Annotated in this window: 17 protein-coding genes; 4 read left to right on the forward strand and 13 right to left on the reverse strand. The window is 49.5% G+C overall.

Annotated features, from left to right (window positions below; all coding sequences use genetic code 11):
* Positions 1 to 29: 29 nt before the first annotated feature.
* Positions 30 to 1,931 carry an ATP-binding protein gene (locus ACFVRY_RS24160; RefSeq protein WP_387502843.1) on the reverse strand — a complete coding sequence of 634 codons (1,902 nt, stop codon included), beginning with the start codon at positions 1,929 to 1,931 and terminating at the stop codon, positions 30 to 32.
* A 257-nt stretch (positions 1,932 to 2,188) separates the two neighbouring features.
* On the opposite strand from ACFVRY_RS24160, the gene ACFVRY_RS24165 reads away from it, so the two are divergent.
* Positions 2,189 to 2,806, forward strand: coding sequence for a hypothetical protein (locus tag ACFVRY_RS24165; protein WP_387502844.1), 618 nt, complete (start codon positions 2,189 to 2,191; stop codon positions 2,804 to 2,806).
* 93 nt (positions 2,807 to 2,899) lie between these two features.
* Here ACFVRY_RS24165 and ACFVRY_RS24170 read toward each other — a convergent pair whose 3' ends face one another.
* Positions 2,900 to 4,123 carry an MFS transporter gene (locus ACFVRY_RS24170; RefSeq protein ID WP_387502845.1) on the reverse strand — a complete coding sequence of 408 codons (1,224 nt, stop codon included), beginning with the start codon at positions 4,121 to 4,123 and terminating at the stop codon, positions 2,900 to 2,902.
* Positions 4,124 to 4,332: 209 nt separating this feature from the next.
* Here ACFVRY_RS24170 and ACFVRY_RS24175 point away from each other — a divergent pair, with 209 nt between their 5' ends.
* Positions 4,333 to 5,040, forward strand: a complete 708-nt coding sequence (locus ACFVRY_RS24175; protein WP_387502929.1) for a peptidylprolyl isomerase — start codon at positions 4,333 to 4,335, stop codon at positions 5,038 to 5,040.
* Positions 5,041 to 5,207: 167 nt separating this feature from the next.
* Positions 5,208 to 6,815, forward strand: a complete 1,608-nt coding sequence (locus ACFVRY_RS24180) for an S-layer homology domain-containing protein (protein ID WP_387502846.1) — start codon at positions 5,208 to 5,210, stop codon at positions 6,813 to 6,815.
* Positions 6,816 to 6,973: 158 nt separating this feature from the next.
* Here the strand turns inward: ACFVRY_RS24180 and ACFVRY_RS24185 are convergent, their stop codons facing one another.
* The 6 genes from ACFVRY_RS24185 to ACFVRY_RS24210 form a co-directional block, all read right to left on the reverse strand.
* Positions 6,974 to 8,083: a Glu/Leu/Phe/Val family dehydrogenase gene (locus ACFVRY_RS24185; protein ID WP_387502847.1), complete on the reverse strand. Its 1,110-nt coding sequence runs from the start codon at positions 8,081 to 8,083 to the stop codon at positions 6,974 to 6,976.
* A gap of 271 nt (positions 8,084 to 8,354) precedes the next feature.
* Entirely contained in the window at positions 8,355 to 9,008 is a 654-nt protein-coding gene (locus tag ACFVRY_RS24190; RefSeq protein WP_387502848.1) for a nitroreductase family protein, read from the reverse strand.
* Between the two features lie 157 nt (positions 9,009 to 9,165).
* A complete protein-coding gene (locus ACFVRY_RS24195; protein WP_387502849.1) occupies positions 9,166 to 9,603 on the reverse strand; it encodes an RrF2 family transcriptional regulator in 438 nt (145 codons plus the stop codon).
* A 150-nt stretch (positions 9,604 to 9,753) separates the two neighbouring features.
* On the reverse strand, positions 9,754 to 10,686 hold the full coding sequence (locus ACFVRY_RS24200; protein WP_387502850.1) for a manganese-dependent inorganic pyrophosphatase: 933 nt from the start codon (positions 10,684 to 10,686) through the stop codon (positions 9,754 to 9,756).
* Between the two features lie 110 nt (positions 10,687 to 10,796).
* Positions 10,797 to 11,612, reverse strand: a complete 816-nt coding sequence (locus ACFVRY_RS24205) for an AAC(3) family N-acetyltransferase (RefSeq protein ID WP_387502851.1) — start codon at positions 11,610 to 11,612, stop codon at positions 10,797 to 10,799.
* A 45-nt stretch (positions 11,613 to 11,657) separates the two neighbouring features.
* A complete protein-coding gene (locus ACFVRY_RS24210) occupies positions 11,658 to 12,365 on the reverse strand; it encodes a YjjG family noncanonical pyrimidine nucleotidase (RefSeq protein WP_387502852.1) in 708 nt (235 codons plus the stop codon).
* Positions 12,366 to 12,576: 211 nt separating this feature from the next.
* On the opposite strand from ACFVRY_RS24210, the gene ACFVRY_RS24215 reads away from it, so the two are divergent.
* Positions 12,577 to 13,515, forward strand: a complete 939-nt coding sequence (locus ACFVRY_RS24215) for an MraY family glycosyltransferase (protein WP_217622519.1) — start codon at positions 12,577 to 12,579, stop codon at positions 13,513 to 13,515.
* Between the two features lie 91 nt (positions 13,516 to 13,606).
* Here ACFVRY_RS24215 and ACFVRY_RS24220 read toward each other — a convergent pair whose 3' ends face one another.
* The 5 genes from ACFVRY_RS24220 to ACFVRY_RS24240 all read right to left on the reverse strand — a co-directional run bounded on the left by ACFVRY_RS24220 (position 13,607) and on the right by ACFVRY_RS24240 (position 18,748).
* Positions 13,607 to 14,128 carry a mismatch-specific DNA-glycosylase gene (locus ACFVRY_RS24220; protein ID WP_387502853.1) on the reverse strand — a complete coding sequence of 174 codons (522 nt, stop codon included), beginning with the start codon at positions 14,126 to 14,128 and terminating at the stop codon, positions 13,607 to 13,609.
* Positions 14,129 to 14,163: 35 nt separating this feature from the next.
* Positions 14,164 to 16,215, reverse strand: coding sequence for a DUF6449 domain-containing protein (locus ACFVRY_RS24225; RefSeq protein ID WP_387502854.1), 2,052 nt, complete (start codon positions 16,213 to 16,215; stop codon positions 14,164 to 14,166).
* The gene (locus ACFVRY_RS24230) at positions 16,169 to 17,071 is read right to left on the reverse strand and encodes an ABC transporter ATP-binding protein (RefSeq protein WP_387502855.1); all 903 of its coding nucleotides are present in this window, start codon (positions 17,069 to 17,071) and stop codon (positions 16,169 to 16,171) included. Before ACFVRY_RS24230 ends, ACFVRY_RS24225 begins: the two co-directional genes overlap by 47 nt.
* Before the next feature lie 261 nt (positions 17,072 to 17,332).
* Complete coding sequence (locus ACFVRY_RS24235; RefSeq protein WP_387502856.1) at positions 17,333 to 18,073, reverse strand: amino acid ABC transporter ATP-binding protein; 741 nt, start codon at positions 18,071 to 18,073, stop codon at positions 17,333 to 17,335.
* Between the two features lie 15 nt (positions 18,074 to 18,088).
* Entirely contained in the window at positions 18,089 to 18,748 is a 660-nt protein-coding gene (locus ACFVRY_RS24240) for an amino acid ABC transporter permease (RefSeq protein ID WP_066377166.1), read from the reverse strand.

Here is an 18,748-nt window from a genome sequence, read left to right on the forward strand (position 1 = left end):
CGCCCAATCCTTTAAATACGGAATAAAATCTATTCCGGGTCGGCCGCTGGAAATTTGATAAGCACCTCTGTGCCCTCGCCCTTCTTGCTCTGGAACTCCAGAGTTCCCTGCATCGCCTCCACAATACGGAACGTTACCATAAGCCCAAGCCCTGTACCTTTGGTCTTGTTGGAGTAGTACGGCTCGCCCAGGCGAGACAGCTCACTAACCTTCATTCCTTCTCCATTGTCCTTCACACTAATCAGAATCTGATCCCCTGATCTCCAGGAGGTGATGACGATCATCCCCTCTTCGCGCAAAGCTTCAATGCTGTTCTTGATGATGTTAATAAAAGCCTGCTTGAATTTGGAGGAACTTCCGAGCACATAGAGACAAGGCTGCAACTTCAGCTCAATCTCCCCTCCCTGCATATGAGCCAGCGGAAGCAGAATACCCGACACATGTCTGAGTTCTGCGGAAACATCAAGCTGGACTACCGTCTCCATGCCTGGCTTCGCGAAGGTGAGGAAGTCTGTAATAATTAGCGAGGCACGGTCCAGCTCTGCCACCGCCATTTGCAAATACTCCTTCTCCTTCTTGCCGGAGCGTTCCCCCAGGATCTGCAGAAAGCCTCTGGTCACCTGTAGTGGGTTGCGTACTTCATGTGCCACCGACGCAGCCAATTCGCTGATAATCTCCATTTTCTCAGAACGCTGTAGATCGTTGTTGAACATCTCCAGTTCACGTGAATATTCCACCACTTGCTCATGGTTTCTGGCGAACCCTCTGCCCAGGATCACGATCAGTGAGATGATGAATACCACCATCCCCCATTTCCACCAGTAGAAGTGATATCTCTCATTCGTAGCAAAGAACAGGGATAACTCTGTCAACGACAGCAGGGCAAAGACGGCAAATCCTGTAGTGAAAATGATGGCATCCGAATTGCCGCGATAGGCATAGATAACCGCCAGGGTTAGTAAAAAGACAAACTGGACAATCATCAGGACCCCAACAACACTGACCGTCATGAACCGATAGATCCCGTCCAAGCGATAAGATGTGGCTGCATTCAATATCCAGAGCGACAGACTTAACAAGGAATAGCCTATCTGAAATTTCCGGAAGGGAACAATAAATCTGTTCTTGCTGCTGTCGAATATACGTTCAAAATAAAGTGTAAATGTCGGAAGTAGCGTAAACAAAGCCAGATCAAACAGCAGCTCTGTCAGCCGACCCTGGCTTTTTAATACAAGTGGCAAGAGCGGTGAGTACACCACGACCAAAATTCCGCATGATAAAATAATCAGCATCAGCAATAAAGCGCTGGAGAACGGCTCCTTCTTAAGAAACAGGGAACACACGATCAAGACGGAAGCCATAAAAATAAGCGCCGTACCAATGACGATATCCATAAAGTCCTGTTTGATATAATAATCCAGCAGTTTCCCATAGTTGCCCACCAGGATACGGCCCTCAATCCCGGGTCCTTTACTGCCACCTCCGCTGCTCCACAAATATAGCTGCCCACCGGAGGTTTCTTCGCTTAAGGGAATCAGAATTTTATTCCCGCTGAAGCTGCTCTTTCCTGGCTGATCATAAACAAGCTTATTATTTAGGAATGCCTTAATTTGCTCTCCGAATACTTTATCAATAAGCACGGCTGAATTCTCTGTCAGCCGTGGGACTGTCACCCGCAACCATGCTGCATGGGCTCCCTCCGGGGCCGCTGGCATTGGTGTTTGTTCAATTACTTCTATCCATTCATCACCCCTGGATGCTGCCGCCTTCATAGCATCGGGTGCAGTTGTATTCTCCCATTTCAGTTCCCAGCCGGGCAATGCTCTACCGGATGGTCCGCCCCATTCCAGAGCGATCCCCATAGGAACGATGGCCGTCAGCAGCAACAGCACAAAAACTACTAACGCTGTTTTTTGTAATGGCAACTTCATCTGGACACCTCAGTAAGTCGATAGTTGTATGTATAGTACGTACGCTTCTTAATTTCGACAGCCTTCGAGTTATCCCTCCCTATACTTGCAAATAACCTCAAAATTAGACGATTTTACCCCAAATCTGGTTAATGCAAGGCTGGAATGAATATATTATGGATGGGGTCTGTTCACCAGTCAGATTACGATTCGTACCCGCATAGTAGGGTAAAGAATATGAGTTGGTATTTAACACCATATTAAGGGAGCTGAGATACATGGGCAATGAATTCAATAAGACAGAAGCCGATTTCACTTACGAGCGATATCGTACAAGCCGCGAGAACTCGCCTGAAGACGACATTCCTACAGACGTTATTCGTCCCGTTGGCACAATAACCACGCGAGGCAACAGCGAAGAGCCTGCCCCTAAAGACCGGGTTCCGCTGGAATCGGCGCTTGCCACCCACAGTCGCATCGGAGCCATCCCCGTAGATTTTGATGGGGTCGTCGATGAAGGTTCGGACCCGGTATTGGTCGGGGATGAGTATTTGGCGGCGGATATTGGGCTGAACGTTCCGGAGCCGGGACTTCGCCAACGAGAAAGTCGGGAGCTCCAAGTTCTATCCTCTCCCGCGCCAAATCGGGATGAACTACTTGAATCCGACGCTGTGCAGGCGGCCAACGCTGCGGGCTTAGCCGGAACAACTATTGATTTTGCAGATGAGAACGAGACTTCAGCGGAAGGCAACTATGACGAAGAGGAACCGCTGGAGGATATCCCGGATGCAGATGATCTGGAAGCGGGGACACCCGTCGACCCTGTCTCTCCCCCACTCGATGCCATGCCCGGCATCGATGTATTGAATGGTTCACGGGGAGAAGATGCAGACTAAGCATCCGCAGTTCATAAAAGCCAAACGCCGCCAGACTACCTGTCTTGGCGGCGTTTATAGGGTAGGCAGCATAGTTCAGATCGCTTCAGCCAATTATTGCGATGAAGCGGAAGTACCTGGATGGCGAACCTCCGATAGCTTAGCCTCTAGTCTGCGCGATTTCACCAGTACCGCCGCTCCCAGCAGCATTAGCCCGTTGATAACAAATACCCAGCGGATCGGAATAAGTCCGCCGAGCAGGCCTCCAACAATCGGCCCTGCCATTGTCGCAAGCTGGGAAGCAGATTGGTTCAGTCCAAACGCCCGACCACGGAAGGACGACTCTGTCACCTGTACAATCATGGCGTTAATGGAAGGCAGCACTCCGGCATAGAACAAACCGTAGGCAAATCGCAGCAAGGCAAATTCTACATAACCCGAGACGAAAAACTGCAGGATGTTGCCGATTCCACCGCCGATCAGGCCGATGAACAAGATGGCCCCGAAGCCCTTGCGGCTACCAATCCGTCCCCACTGCGGCGCCATCAGCACGGTAGCAATGCCGACCGCGGAGAAGACAATTCCAGAGCTGAGAGAGGCGCTGCTCTTGGCTACGCCCATACTGAGCAGATAGATCGGGATGAGCGGTTCCAGAATCATCACAGAGAACGTGCTGATTCCCCCCAGGATCAGAAGGGTGATGAACACCCGGTTGCTCACCGCTTCCCTGATGTCGTCCCGCACATGGGATCTTGGGGCAGAGGGGTCAATGCTCTGCTCATGGGCAAAAAAAGTGGCGATCAGCGCTGAGACCAAAACCATCACTGCAGAGAACAGGAACGCACTCCTGTTGCCGGAATAATAGCTAACCACACCGCCGATCAGCGGCCCAATGATACTTCCAGTTGCCCCTGCTGTAGACATAATGCTGAGGGCATAACCGGTCCGCTCTTCAGGTGTATTGGTTGCTACCATAGCAATGGCCGCAGGAATGAAACCCGCTAGCAGACCCTGAAGAATACGCACAAGCAGAAAGACGTATGGATCATGTACAAAATAATTAATCAGATACAGCGCGGCCAGGCTAAATCCTGAACGAATCAGCATCGGCTTGCGACCGTATTTGTCTGCCAAAGAACCCCAGTACGGTGCGATCAGAGCACTAGCCAGAAATGTAATGCCAAAACTGATACCGGACCAGATCTCCAAATGGTTCGTTACCCCAAGCTCATCGGAGAGAAAAATAGAGAGGAACGGAATCGAGATCGAATATGCCGTACTGCAAAAGAAAACTCCTACCCAAAGCACGATCAGGTTCCGCTTCCACGAAAAGTTCATCAAGTACACGTCCTTTCAGCGTTTCCTTGGAAGCATCCTACTATTGTAAACCTCTTTGTAACAGGTGCCAATCCCAAGTCCCGGACAAGCATTTTTTTGCATGCAGCAGGACAAAGAGGTTATTATAGGCTAAGACAATGATTTTTCAAGCTAAAGGAGAGAATAAAAAGGTGAAGTTGACAAGAAAGAATCCTGCCATTCTTCTGGTAATGCTATCCTTGCTGCTGATTGTAGTGTCCGGTTGTGGTGCGAAGCCAGCAGCCAATAATAGCAGTAGCGCTGCAGGCAATCAGACGGGAAATCAAGCCAGCAATACATCGCAGGAGACGGCAGCACCACAGGAGACCAGCACTCCGCAGAACAATGCCGAGGGCAGCGGGCTTCCCTCCGACACGGCAAGCCATCCTGTAGTAACCATTGAAATGGCTGATGGTGCTATCATTAAAGCCGAACTGTACCCTGAGGTTGCTCCTAACACCGTCAACAATTTTATTTCCCTGATCCAAAAGGGCTTTTATGACGGAACCATTTTCCACCGGGTCATTCCAGGCTTTATGATTCAGGGTGGTGACCCTGACGGGACCGGCATGGGTGGACCGGGGTACGGCATCGCTGGCGAATTCTCTGGTAACGGATTCAACAATAACCTGCTGCATACAGAAGGTGTCTTGTCGATGGCAAGATCCCAAGACCCGAATTCCGCAGGCTCCCAGTTCTTCATTATGACTGCTGATGCGCCCCATCTTGATGGAAGCTACGCTGCATTCGGCAAGGTCACAGAAGGTCTCGAAGGGGTAGACGCCATCGTGAATTTGCCCCGTGACAGCTCTGATCGGCCAGAACATCCTCCTGTCATGAAGAAGGTTACTGTCGATACCCTTGGCGTCACGTATCCAGAACCACAGAAAGTACAATAGTACCATTAAATCAACAAGAAACCCGGCAGGACGTTAGCGGTAAGATTACCGTGAGCGTTGCCGGGTTTCTTAAATTTATGAGACACGTAATCTACCAATATCTCATCAATGAATAACGATTCAATCTTTGATACAATTTTATAATTGATATCAATAGGAGGAATCTCGTGAAGAGCATATTCGGTAGATTCATACTTTCAGCCATCGTTATCATTTACGCAACAAGCTCTTGGAGCCAGCCTATCTCGGCCGATAAACTGCTACCTTTTGATGATATTAGCACTAGTTATGCCAAAGATGAGATTGTCGATTTATATAATAAAAAAATTATTACAGGAACCTCGGCGACGAAGTTCTCACCGGCGAAATCTATTACTAGAGCCGAATTTATAACGATACTAGAACGTTTGCTAAAACTTGATCCCGTAGCCAGTCCAGTAACTTCCTTTACAGATGTAGCTAAGAACGCATGGTATTACAGCTCTATCCAAACAGCTGTCCAACTGAATCTGGCAACTGGAACCTCGGCGACTACCTTTGCCCCTAACCAAGCGGTAACAAGACAAGAGGCCGCTGTATGGATGGCAAGATCCTTGAAACAAACGAACGTGAATTCTAGTAATTTGACGGACTATAAGGATAGTAGTCATATCGCTACTTGGGCTAGCAATTCTGTTGCTACCGTTAGTAAGCTAGGATTAATGAAAGGCGATGAAACCGGATATTTCCGTCCTACGGAAGCTATAACCCGGCAGGAAGCCGCTATACTGATGTATCGGGTGTTGCAAAATAAAAACTGGGCTGCAGCACTTGAGCATGCAACAAATGAAGGGGTCGTCATCGGTTGGCAGTATGGAACCACATCTGAGTATGAACGTGATATTTTGAAATCGGATGTGAACACCTTGTCACCGCGTTGGTATTTTGTAGGGAAGAATGGGATCGTATCAGATTTAACAGAACCCCCGCTGATTTCATGGGCAAAGAGTAATCACAAAAAGATTTGGGCGATGGTCGGTAATCGGTCCGATCAAGAAGCTACGCATCAACTGTTGTCCAGTACTACTGCCAGAAATACAGCCATTACGCAATTAGTAGCCATGGTGAGTAAATATGGTCTGGATGGGCTTAATATTGATTTTGAAAATGTAGATGGTGCTGATCGGAAGTATTACACTGAATTCATTACACTATTGGCAGAAAAGCTGCATGCCGTGGGGGCCACGTTATCTATAGATGTATCACCTGATCTTGGAACCGATTGGACCGAGGCATTCGACTATGCTGCACTTGGTAAACAAGCCGATTATGTTGTCATCATGGGGTACGATGAGCATTACGAAAGCAGCGTGTATCCAGGTTCTAATGCTTCACTTCCCTATATTACAAATGCGATAGATACTCTACTGAAGGTCGTCTCCAGTAAAAAGGTCATATTGGCGATGCCATTCTATAATCGGGACTGGACGCTTCAGCAAAATGGAACGGTATCCTCATCACAGTATATGACGTTTCCTGAGCAAAACCAGCGGATCAGCACCTATTCCATGCGACCGGTGTGGGATGATACCTTGGGCCAATATGTTGCCAATTACAAGAAAAACGGGATCAAACACACCATTTGGTTGGAGGACGGGCGGTCGCTAATTGCCAAATATAACGTTGTTGTTAATAAAAAATTAGCCGGTGTCGCCTATTGGTATATCGGTGGGGAAAGTGCAGATATTTGGACGAGTCTGAGGAATGCAGAAAAATATTATGGTTATGCCTTTTAGTCAACCTCTGAATATTAGAGTGAGGAAAATAAATGCAGATGGAATTTTCACTATTCCATCAATCATAGAAACAAAGGCTGTCTCAAATCGCCGTTTCATGGCATTTGGGACAGCCTCTCTGCTCTTCACACAGCAATTTGAGTCACTGCAAAGAAATCTTATCTTGCCGACAGATTCCTTCTGCTGAGAGTATGATGCCCGTTCTGCAGAAATGTGCTGCGGGTATTTTTGAGAGACGCTATCCGCTCCTCTGCAAGCCGGTCGGCTGCGGCGTAAGTCGGGATTCCATGGTTCCGCGAAATCTCCAGCACTTTGGTGATGTTGTCGTAAATCTTTGCAACCTGTTGATAGGCACGATCCCGGTTATAACCGTTCAGTTCATCAGCAATGTTAATTACACCGCCAGCATTGATCACATAATCCGGTGCATACACAATGCCCATCTCATGCAGCGCCTCACCATGCCGCGCTTCCTTCAACTGATTATTAGCCGCACCAGCAATAACGCTGGCCTTGATCAGTGGCAGGGACTCATCATTCAGAGTCGCCCCCAAAGCGCACGGTGCATAAATATCACATGCTACACCGATAATCTCACCAGGGTCAACCGCCTTCGCGCCGTAAGCTTCAACAGCGCGGCTGACAGCCTCCTTGTTGATATCCGTCACGATCAACTGAGCGCCTTCCTCATGCAGATGCTTGCACAAATTGAAGGCGACATTGCCTACCCCTTGAACAGCTATCGTCTTGCCTGCCAGGGAATCCGTGCCGAAAGCTGCCTTGGCTGCTGCCTTCATTCCTTGATAAACGCCAAATGCCGTGGCCGGTGAAGGGTTACCCGAGGAACCGAAGGTTGGTGAGGTACCGGTGACATAATCCGTCTCCTGGTAGATGATGTTCATGTCCTCTTCTGTTGTGCCTACATCCTCAGCCGTAATGTAACGGCCGTTCAATCCTTGTATGTATCGCCCGAAAGCGCGGAACATGGCTTCGCTTTTATCTTTTTTCGGATCGCCGATAATTACAGTCTTACCTCCGCCCAGATTGAGGCCCGATACGGCATTCTTGTAGGTCATCCCTTTGGCAAGGCGAAGGGCGTCCACAACGGCTTCCTCTTCGGAAGCATACGTCCACATCCGTGTACCGCCTAGTGCTGGACCCAGGGTAGTATCATGAATCGCAATTATTGCTTTCAGGCCCGATGCCTTATCTTGACAGAATAACAATTCCTCGTAGTCATCCCGCTCCATTGCTGCAAACCATTCCATGTCTTCAAATCTCCTGTCTCTTGATCTGGTTGTTCCAAGCTACCCTAACAAAGCTAGTATAAGCGGAGAAAATTGTCAATGTGATACCACACGCCGATCATCCTAATACTGGTGCGGCCGGTACTCAATCTCGACTGCCTATGATTGTCTCCTTAGTTCTAGTGCCTGCTATTCTACAAATATTGTAGCAGAAGGTACGGCAAATTAAAAAAGCTCAAAAAAGCCGGCCGGCTTTCACCGGTCGGCTGTTATTTATGTTTACAAGGTAGCCTTATTTCTCTCCGTGGAATTCATTCCAGAATGTCACTTGTTCGAGCGGCAATCTTGTCGTTGGCCGTCCTTCAGCAGCGGCTTTACCCAGCGCAATCAGCATTACGGGAACATAACGCTCCGGAATCTGGAACAGTTCACGGAAAGCAACAGGATCATAGCCACCCATAGGAACAGTGTCATAGCCTTTAGCTTTTGCTGCCAGCATAAGCTGCATGGAGATCAAACCGCCATCTATTAGGGCGATATTGGTGCGACGTTCCGGGCTGAAGCTAGAATAATTATTCCAAGTGTTGTTGACCATCGTTTCCTTGATCTCTGGCGTGATGAATCCCTCAGCCTGCGCCTTATCATAGATTGTATGCACATTGCGATAAGCTTCGGTATCGCCCAGAACAGCGATTATAGCCGATGCGTCCACAGTCTGCTGTTGATTTTTAGCAATCGGCAGCAATTTCTCCTGCAACGACTGGTCGTTGATCACGATGAAACGCCATGGCTGAAGATTGGAGGACGAAGGGGCCAAAATGGCCTCATTCAGAAGCTCCTCGATCTCCTCCTTGGAAATTTTCCAGGAAGGGTCGTATTTCCGCACGGAGCGCCGCTCGGAAATCACCTTCTTAAATTCCTGCTCTACCTTTAATTCTGTTGTCATAGTAACTCCTCCTCTTATCCTATTTCTGTGTTATTAAATGCACAGTTAATCACAAAAAAATTTATGTCGGTATGCTTCCCCTGCTGCGCTTAAATCTATGTCATCAGAGTTAACTGTAATTTTATATGCACAGTATAATTCAGAGAAAACATCTTTGTCAACAAACGGTTCTGGCTGTCAAATCTGCAAGGGTATGTTGCTCCAGCACAGCGACTACACTCTGGTCCATTTCATCCAGAATATCATCGCATGCTTCCTTCATTCGGTTGCCGAATGTAGAGTCACACATGGTTTCGTTCACAGCTTTATTGCGTGATTCGCCTACTTCTAGTGCCCGGTAAATCTCTGCCAGCGTAATATCTTCCGGGGCCTTGTTCAATATATAACCGCCGTCCCGGCCTTCCCTTGTCACAAGCAATTGGTCGCGGACCAGACTGGCTAGAATGCGTCTTAACGCGGTAGCCTCCGAATCTAATAGCTCTGCCATCTCACAACTGGAGCAGGTCGAAGCTTTGCGGGCGAGAATAACCATGGCCTGAAGCGCCAGTCCGAACGACTTGTACTGCAGAGATCCTGTATTTCTCGTCTTTGTCATGATTGCCCTCTTTCTGATTTTTTCCCTATTTATGCTCTAAGTATAGGCTCCAATCGCTATTTTGGCAAAATAAAAGCTCTGCAACTACCCGAAAAGGGTACAGCAGAGCTTTTGTATCCACGCACATTACTCTTGTACAGCTAACGCTTCCTACAACTTAGCAATCGCCTCTGTGAGCACAGGTACGATTTGCGATTTGCGGGAGACAACGCCCTTCAGAACGGCTTTATTGTCATCCAGCTTTACATTGTAAGCTTGTTCTACAGCACCAGCTACGCGGCCCAGGGCCAGCCCAATGGAATCGTTGTTCAGAATATCCGTGACCACGAATAGGAACAGATCGAGTCCTTTTTCATCAATAACAGCAGTCAGTGCAGCTTCCAGCTCATCTTGACGGGAAAGGACATCATTGGTGTCGACCGCATTCACTTGTGCGATTTCGACTTTGTATTCACCCATCTTGAATTCCTTGGCATCCAGAGAGATCAGTTGGGCAATGCTCTTGTCGCTAAGGTCTGCGCCAGCCTTCAGCAGGTCCAGGCCATAGCTTTCTGCATCCACGCCAGCGATTTCAGCCAGCTCACGGGCTGCAGCCACATCTTCGTCCGTACAAGTAGGAGACTTGAACAACAAGGAATCGGAAATGATGGCAGACAACATCAAGCCCGCAATTTCCTTTGGAATGGCAACACCGTTTTCTTTGTACAGCTTGTTGAGGATGGTCGCTGTACAACCCACTGGTTCTGCACGGTAGTAGAGCGGATGTGCAGTCTCAAAGTTGGCGATCCGGTGGTGGTCGATAACCTCGACAACGCGCACTTGATCGATATCATTTGCACTTTGCTGACGTTCGTTGTGGTCAACCAGAATAACCTGTTTGGCTTCAGTAGCAACATTCTCCACCAGACGAGGAGCCTGCACTCCGAAATGATCCAGCGCAAATTGGGTTTCACCACTAACCTCTCCAAGACGAACCGGCTCGGCATCCCAGCCCAGTTCTTTCTTCAGTGCTGCATAGGCAATTGCCGAACAGATTGTGTCCGTATCCGGATTTTTGTGTCCAAAGACCAATGTTTTTTCCATTTCCAATCTCCTTACTTTGGTTTATGTGAGATTAATATACCATACAATGGTAGGGACTAGCCAGTTGGTTTCCCCGATCAAAACGGACTAGCAATGTTTTCTAGCGAGATCTAACGGTACACGGGTTGTGTACGTTTGGTCTTAGGCAGCGGCAAGGGCTTGTCCTCCCCGTCCAGGGGCTCGTTGTCCGAGAAGAGGTCCGGCTCCTCACGCAGCATCTGGCTCAGCAGTTCCGTGGTCTCCACGGTCCCGCACACCATCACCGCGGCATCACCGAAACGACCTCTACGCAGGGCCCCTCCGTCTTCGAGCACCCCCTCAACCTTCCAGAAATGCTCCGACCAGGACAGGCCACAGTGCCTGCGGGAAGGTACGGAGATTCTCTCGCCGCCGGGCGTCACAGTGACTAAGTCCTCATGATCATCAGTCATCCGGCCCGGGATATCCAGCCATTCCTCGATACCGTGAATGAACGTGTTGCGCCGCAGGTCTACGCCCAGTAACATAATATCCGCCTCACGGTCCAGTAGTTTGCCCCAGGCGGAGCCACGGGCGCACGGTGTATCCCACCGCTCATCACCGGAGGTGAATTCAACAGACTCCTTACCCAGCGCTGCAACGGAGTGCGTCGGATGCCAGGAACGGACCACCCCCGGACGCTTTCGGAACAATTCAGGCAGCACACCAACACAGGACGGCGAATCTGCAACTGAGAAATGCGGATTCTCGGCGTTAATATATGCCCACGTATGGGTAGGCAACACTAGCAGCCCATTCGACATATATTCACTCAAGGCATCCAAGACGGCATCGGCACCGCCCTCAACCTGCCCGATGCTTTTTAAGGATGAATGCACCAGAACGGTTCCCTGTGGATCAATTCCCAGCTCCTGCAACTGCTTCATCAAACTCTCTTTTGTATGCAATTCGGTCCCTCCTTGTCTTCCGTGTCTCAAGTCATACACCGTTCACTAGAGGATAGCAGGCGTCTCGCCATGCCCAACAATCACCAGCAGCTCCGCTAGATCGCTGATTTCGAATTTGGGTGTGATCCCTAAAGTATTCGGCTTATTCAGCGGATTGAACCAGCAGGTATCAATACCGTAATTAATGCCGCCCTGGATATCGGAGGTCAGAGAATCGCCAACGATCAGCACGGATGCCTTATCTGTAATGCCAAGCTTGGCAAAAGCGTAATCGAAAATACCTGTCTCCGGCTTCTGGCATCCGGCCTCTTCGGAGATAATGATCTGCTCAAAAACGTCGTTTAGCGGCGAACCCTGAATTCTGGACGTTTGCACCTCTTTATAACCGTTCGTAATAATCGCCAGGCGGCAGCCCCCAAGTGCCTCGCATAGTTCTACCGCTCCCTGGATCAGAAAGGTCCCTTCTCCCAAATAGCGCAGGTACGCTTCACTGAACGCCTCCGGGTCCAGGGCCAGGCTATGAGCAGTAAACAACCGATTAAATCGCTCTACCCGCAGCGCCGCAGCGCTAATTTCTCCCCGCTCCAGATCCTTCCATAGGGCATGATTGATCTCCTGGTAGCTGGCCGCATAATCTTGTGCTCCGGTCGGCAGACCGAAATGAGCAAAGGTATGACTTAGCGCATGGCTTTCTGCCATCCCGTAGTCATATAACGTATCATCCGCATCGAATAAAATAACCTCGTAGTTCATAAAGTCCTCCCGAAAACGTCTTTTTCCAAAGGTACTATAGGGTTCCGGGCAAGTCAATGACGAGGGTCCTGGACATTGTTCTGTGGCAACAAAAAATGTCAAATGAAGCATATAATCGACAACCTGTCCCTTTTTACGGTATACTTCGAAAAGATGGATGTTTTCAAAATAATCAACGGTGGTGAGCGTTATTTTATACGTTTTTTCGTTTCTGGTGTCGTTTCTCATCGTCTATTTTTTGATTCCTCCGCTGGGCAGGTTAGCTTTCAGGCTTGATTTTGTGGACAAGCCAAGAAAAGATGTTGAACGCAAAATACATAGAGAGCCCATTCCACTTACCGCCAGCTACGCTATTTTCCTTGGATTCTTCATTACTTACTTAGCATTTGCCCGTGAATTCAACATGGAGACCGTCGCCTTGTTCGCAGGAGGCGTTCTGCTACTGACCATAGGAACAATAGACGACTGGTACAAGACCAAAGGCAAGGATTTCCCTGCACTACCCAAGCTGTTGGTTCAAGTCACCGCAGCCATTCTGGTCTACCTGTCTGGTAATGCCTTTACCGGCTTCTACAATCCGTTCTCCGGCGATTATATCGTTCTGCCGGTGATCCTGCAGTTCCTGCTGACGATCCTCTGGATCTTCGGCGTCACGACCGTAATTAACTTCTCGGACGGTATGGATGGACTGGCCGGTGCGCTGACCACCATCTCGGCCATCACCCTATTCGTAGTGGCCCTGGCCAAAGGTCAATCGTCTTCAGCCATCATGGCCATCGCGCTGGTCGGCGTTACACTGGCTTATCTGCGCTATAACAAGCCGCCAGCCAAAATCTTTATGGGCGATGCCGGGGCCACCTTCCTCGGCTTCATACTGGCCGTGATTGCGCTGGACGGTGCCTTCAAGCAGGCAACTGTGCTCTCGATCTTTATCCCGATCCTGGCGCTCGGCGTACCCATCTTCGACAACATTTTTGTTGTCATTCGCCGTCTAATCCAGGGCAAGGCCATTTATGAAGCGGATGCCACCCAGGTTCACTACCGCCTGCTCCGGGCAGGACTGAACCAGAAGCAGGTTGTTGCTGTGCTGTGCCTGATCAGCATCTGCCTGTCGCTGTCATCCATCATTCTGCTGCTGATCCAGACCTAAGGCAGCAGTTCCCGCTACCCGGGAATAGATCATTCGATTCATGCCAAAGCAGCCCATCTCCAATTTCGGAGATGGGCTGCTTTTTTAACTTTCAGGCTTCGTTCTCTTCCGTGAACTGAAACAACTTCCGGTAGATGCCAACGATCTCATGCATCGGCATCCGCACCAGACCACTGGAGGACGGGGCAACGAATTCCCGCACCCCATCGATAACCGGCTCCACAGCATCCTGGAAGCCCCAATCCGCTTTGCTTCTACGGGTAAACTCCGTGTAGACGCCTTTGCCCACAAAACAGGCAACCTTCGGCCTGTACCTCTCCAGTTTTGCCCGCAGCAGCTCCCGTCCTGTAACGTATTCCTCACGGGCAATATCCTCGACTCCGCGCGTAGGCCGGGCAACAATATTCGTAAATCCGTATCCAAGCTTTAATAGCTCCCCGTCCTCAGAAGCATCGTATAGTCGCGGTGTCAGTCCCGACTGATGCAAAATCCGCCAGAAATTGTTGCGGGGATTGGCATAGTGATGGCCTACCTCTCCTGATCGCAGACTCGGGTTGAACCCGATAAACAGGATCTGCAGTCCATTATCCAGATGGTCGGCAATTTCATTCATCCAGCATCCCTCCTTGATCAGCGAACACTATGATTTTATCGAAGCAGCTTTCTTAATTCAGGCGACAAATCGTCCGCTTCCATCAGTACGTATTCCGGCGAACCATCTTCATAATTCTTTTTAACCAGATAAGTACCCTTGCGGATCACATACTTCTTCTGGTATTTCAGAACGTCTGTAATTTTGTCCTTGTCCTGGGTTACCACGGAACGGTTTTGCTTGCGGGCAATTGCCAGGTACTGCTCAGGGTCGTAATAGTAGGAACGGTCACCCTGAAGGATTTTTGGTTCAAAGGCAGCGATCTCTACTGAGGCAATATTTTTGGCTGTAATCATGATTTTGTCGGAATACCCTTTATCCGCTAGCCAGTTCAGCAGTCTGTGATAGGAAGGTAGTATGCTATAGCTGTAAAAAGAGATCACGTTCCTGTCTTCCATCATAGTGGGAATATCGACATCCGCAAGCGGGACATCGTCCCCGATCTGATCACCATACGACATATCCAAAATTTCTTGACGTAAAAGTGCCTTGAATTCGTTGATCTCCGCAGAATGGGTAAGGACAACTACGCCCTCCCTTGTGCTGATATTCATAGTCTTTACGTCATGCTCAAGCTGTGACAAGACATACTCCGTCTTCTTGTAGCTTTCCGTCTCCATGATTGCTCTCAGTTCCGGCTCGAAGCCGACAATTGGCACCTGATATTCCCTGGTCAATGTGCGTCCGCTCTTCAGACGGTATACAATGCTCATACTACGCACCCTGGAATCCTTATAGAAGGAATCTCCGGTAGGCGCCGCAGGGCGAATAGTTGCGAGCGTACTGTGCAGCTTTTGAACGGCCCTGATGTAATCCTTGTCACCCGAGAACGGATCGACTTTATTGAACGGACTGTATACTTCATAGGGATTCGTGAAGCTCTGCTTCTGTGTGTACAGATTATACAGACTGCCGGCATATACCTCGCTTATTTCCCCTTCACCTGGTACTCTGGCTTCATATCCCGTCAACCCGGAGACAGGAATGTACAGCATCAGACTCAGCAGTAGTGTGTAAATTGCAAAGCTGAGCGGAATTTTGCGGTTCATGATGTGCCAGGTTTTACGAATAACCATCTCAGATGCGATATAGCCGACTACTGCTCCAATCGCATAACCCCCGAAGGTCCAGCCCAGTCTGCCGCTCATATTAATGGAAAAATAGTTTCCAGCAATCAACATGCAGCACAGCATCACTCCCGCTTTGAAGAGCGGGTTGAAGTAAGTAAAGGCGATCGCCTGTCCGGCCATCTCCACGTGACGCTTCCGATAAAGTAAATAACTCAGGGCCACGATGACAACAGTCAGTCCGACATATACACATAATTCACTGACGCTGAACGACTGGTTGCTTACAGAGAAAATATGCACAAGAGGCGACCAGAGATCACTGCGGATGCTATTGGTATAAATCCCGTATGGATATCCATACAGATACAATGAGAAATAATATGAGACCAGTTGCATCAGCATGTAGGGCAGTATAAGCAATCCAAAGCTTGCGACTCCCTGGAGCACAGTTTGTCCTGTACAAATCCCTACAAAGACGCTAAAACAAAACAGGAAAATGGAAAGCACGCTGACTGCAATAGCCCATGTCCAGATATCCTTGCCGGTAAAATCATAGAGGTCCCCGGTCCATGGCCGGATGATAGCCGTAATAGCAGCACAGAGCCAAACCGGTACAAGCACCAGCACGATCCCACTCACCAAATGGGAGGTCAGCAGATGTTCCCTCCGCAGTGGCAAGCTGTGCAGCAGATCAGCCGGAGCCTTAACCTGAAGATAACGGAATAACATAAGCCCCGCAGACAAGGGAATAAGGACAATCAGCATCCCTTGCATCCCGTCACCTAGCTGAAACAGACTGGTGACCTTTTGATTGAACAGACTGGGGTTACCGGTCATGAACATTTGCAGCGGTACCGCAAAAATCAAGCCAAGTGTATAAATAATGCCGATCCAACCGTATTGCCGGAAATTCTGGCGGATCAGCGCAAGGTTAAAGAAGTAGCGGACGCGTGTCATACCCGGCATCCCCCATTTCATAGATAAAGATTTCCTCCAGCGTCAATGGCAGAAGATCAAATACATAAGGCTGATAAATCCCGAAAGCTGCTGTGATCCGTTCACGGTCACCTCGGACAATGAGCAGGCTGACGCTGCCTCTGACTTCACGGTGCAGTACCTGCAGCTTGGACGATATCGCCCGTTCATGCCGTTCGTCGCGGAACGCGACCTGAACCTTGTGTGTATCTGACTTGAGATGACTCAGATCCATCTCCACCCGCATCTTCCCGCCGTGCATCATGCCAACAGGGCCGCATAAATCTTCAATTTCATGAAGATTATGCGAGGAAATCAGAACCGTCAGTTGTCGCTCGGCTACTTCTTGAAAGAGCAGATTCTTGATTTGGCGCCGCATCACGGGATCCAGCCCGTCATGCGGCTCATCCATCACCAGTACATCGGGCATGCAGGCGAGGCTCAGCCAGAATGCGGCCTGCCGCTGCATTCCCTTGGAGAAGCGGCTTAGTTTGCGGCTCGTGTCTAGCCGGAACACATCACCTAGCTGCTCGAAATATGTCTGATTCCAGCGCGGATACACCGAGCGATAAAAATTGGCCATACTCTTGATCGTTGCCTGCGGAAAGAAGGCCGGACTATCCGGCATAAATATAATCCGCTGCTTGACCTCCGGCCGCTCAAAGATAGGTTCACCTTCCAGCTTGACGGTACCCGATTCCGGCTGAATAATACCGGCCAATATCTTCAGCAGCGTGGTTTTACCTGCGCCGTTGGAACCTAGCAGCCCATAAATCTTTCCTTTATGTACAGTCAGCGAAATGCCGTTAACGGCGATTTCACCCCGAAAGGACTTCCTGACTCCCCGTATCTCTATCATTTCGCTGTCCCCTCTAAGCTTCTGATGTTCCCCTTGTTCATAAATCATTATTCCCCTGTTGCTCCGGTCATATAAGAATTTCATGCTGCATAAGCAACCTCTCAATCTGAATCTGCCGGTATGAACTGTACTATAATTATTGTTACGGCCCTAACAACTGTCAATAAAAAAAGCGCATAGAAGTCTATGCACTTTTTCCCATCGCTCGCTATTCTTTTTAATTTCTGCCGTGATGAAATGAATAGCGCTAGCTTAACCGTGCTAAAGCTTAAGAAAAGAACGAGTCCGCGCTAGCTTCGGGCTGCCGAAAATCTGCTCCGGGGTCCCGGACTCGGCAATCTCTCCCTTATCCATAAAGATAACACGGTCAGAAACATCACGGGCAAAGTTCATCTCATGGGTAACGATGATCATCGTCATCTTCTCCTCGGCCAGTTGGCGGATAACCCGCAGTACCTCTCCTGTCAGCTCCGGGTCCAGTGCCGAGGTCGGCTCATCAAAAAGCAGGATGTCCGGATTCAGCATCAGCGCCCTGGCAATCGCCACCCGCTGCTTCTGTCCACCGGACAGCATCGAAGGATAGACGTCGGCTTTGTCGGCAAGGCCGACCTTGGACAATAGATCCTTGCTTCTCGCTGTGATCTCCGAATTGTTCTCCCGCTTCAGCGTTCGCGGAGCCAGCTCCAGGTTCCCCCGCACGGTCAGATGCGGGAACAGATTGAAGTGCTGGAACACCATGCCCATCTTAGCCGTAATTCCGCGGATCTCGGCATGCCCGGCGTAGTTACCGTTATCCACCAACGCCTGGCCCTGAATGATGATGCTCCCGCCGGTAACATCCTCCAGATGCACCAAGCTGCGTAGCATGGTGCTCTTCCCGGAGCCGGACGGGCCGATCACCGCCACCGTCTCTCCAGGATCTACGGTGAAGGTAACCTTTTTCAGCACCTCAAGATTGCCGAAGGATTTTTGCAGTTCTTTTACTTCGATCATACTGCTCATAGACAGACATTCCCTTTACTCGAATTTGAAACGCTTCTCCAGCGTCTTGAAGAATAACGTTAATACCAATGTCATTAGCAGATAAATCACGCCAGCCACCACAAACGGGGTCACCGTAAAATCACGGTTCACCGCCGTCTTCGCATAGTTCAGCAGCTCCGGGACCGCTACGGCATATAATAACGCCGTATCTTTGACCAGTGAGATGGACTCATTCGCCACTGCAGGCAGCGCGACCCGGAACATCTGTGCAAGAATGACCTTGCGCAGGGTCTGCCATTTGCTGAGTCCCAACACTTTAGAGGCTTCAAACTGCCCCTTGTCGATGGACAACAACCCTCCACGGAATATCTCAGCAAAGTAAGCGCCATAATTAAGGATAAAACCCAGGCTGGCCGCCGTAAAACGATCCATGACCAGATACTCACCGATGACTGGAATCTGCGGCAAACCGAAGCAGAAGAAAAGCAACTGTAGCAACAGCGGGGTTCCACGCATGACATAGATATAGCTGTGAGCAATCCAGGCCAGCGGCTTTATCGTGCTTTTCGCCATCAGTGTCACTACAAATCCCAGCGGGATGGACAGCACAATTACAATCAAAAAGAGCAGAATCGTTGTCCGCGCGCCCTCCAGCATAGGTCCGGCGATTTTAATTATATAATCGAGACTCAT

This window comes from Paenibacillus sp. NPDC057934, assembly GCF_042887565.1.
Classification (GTDB): Bacteria; Bacillota; Bacilli; order Paenibacillales; family Paenibacillaceae; genus Paenibacillus_AQ.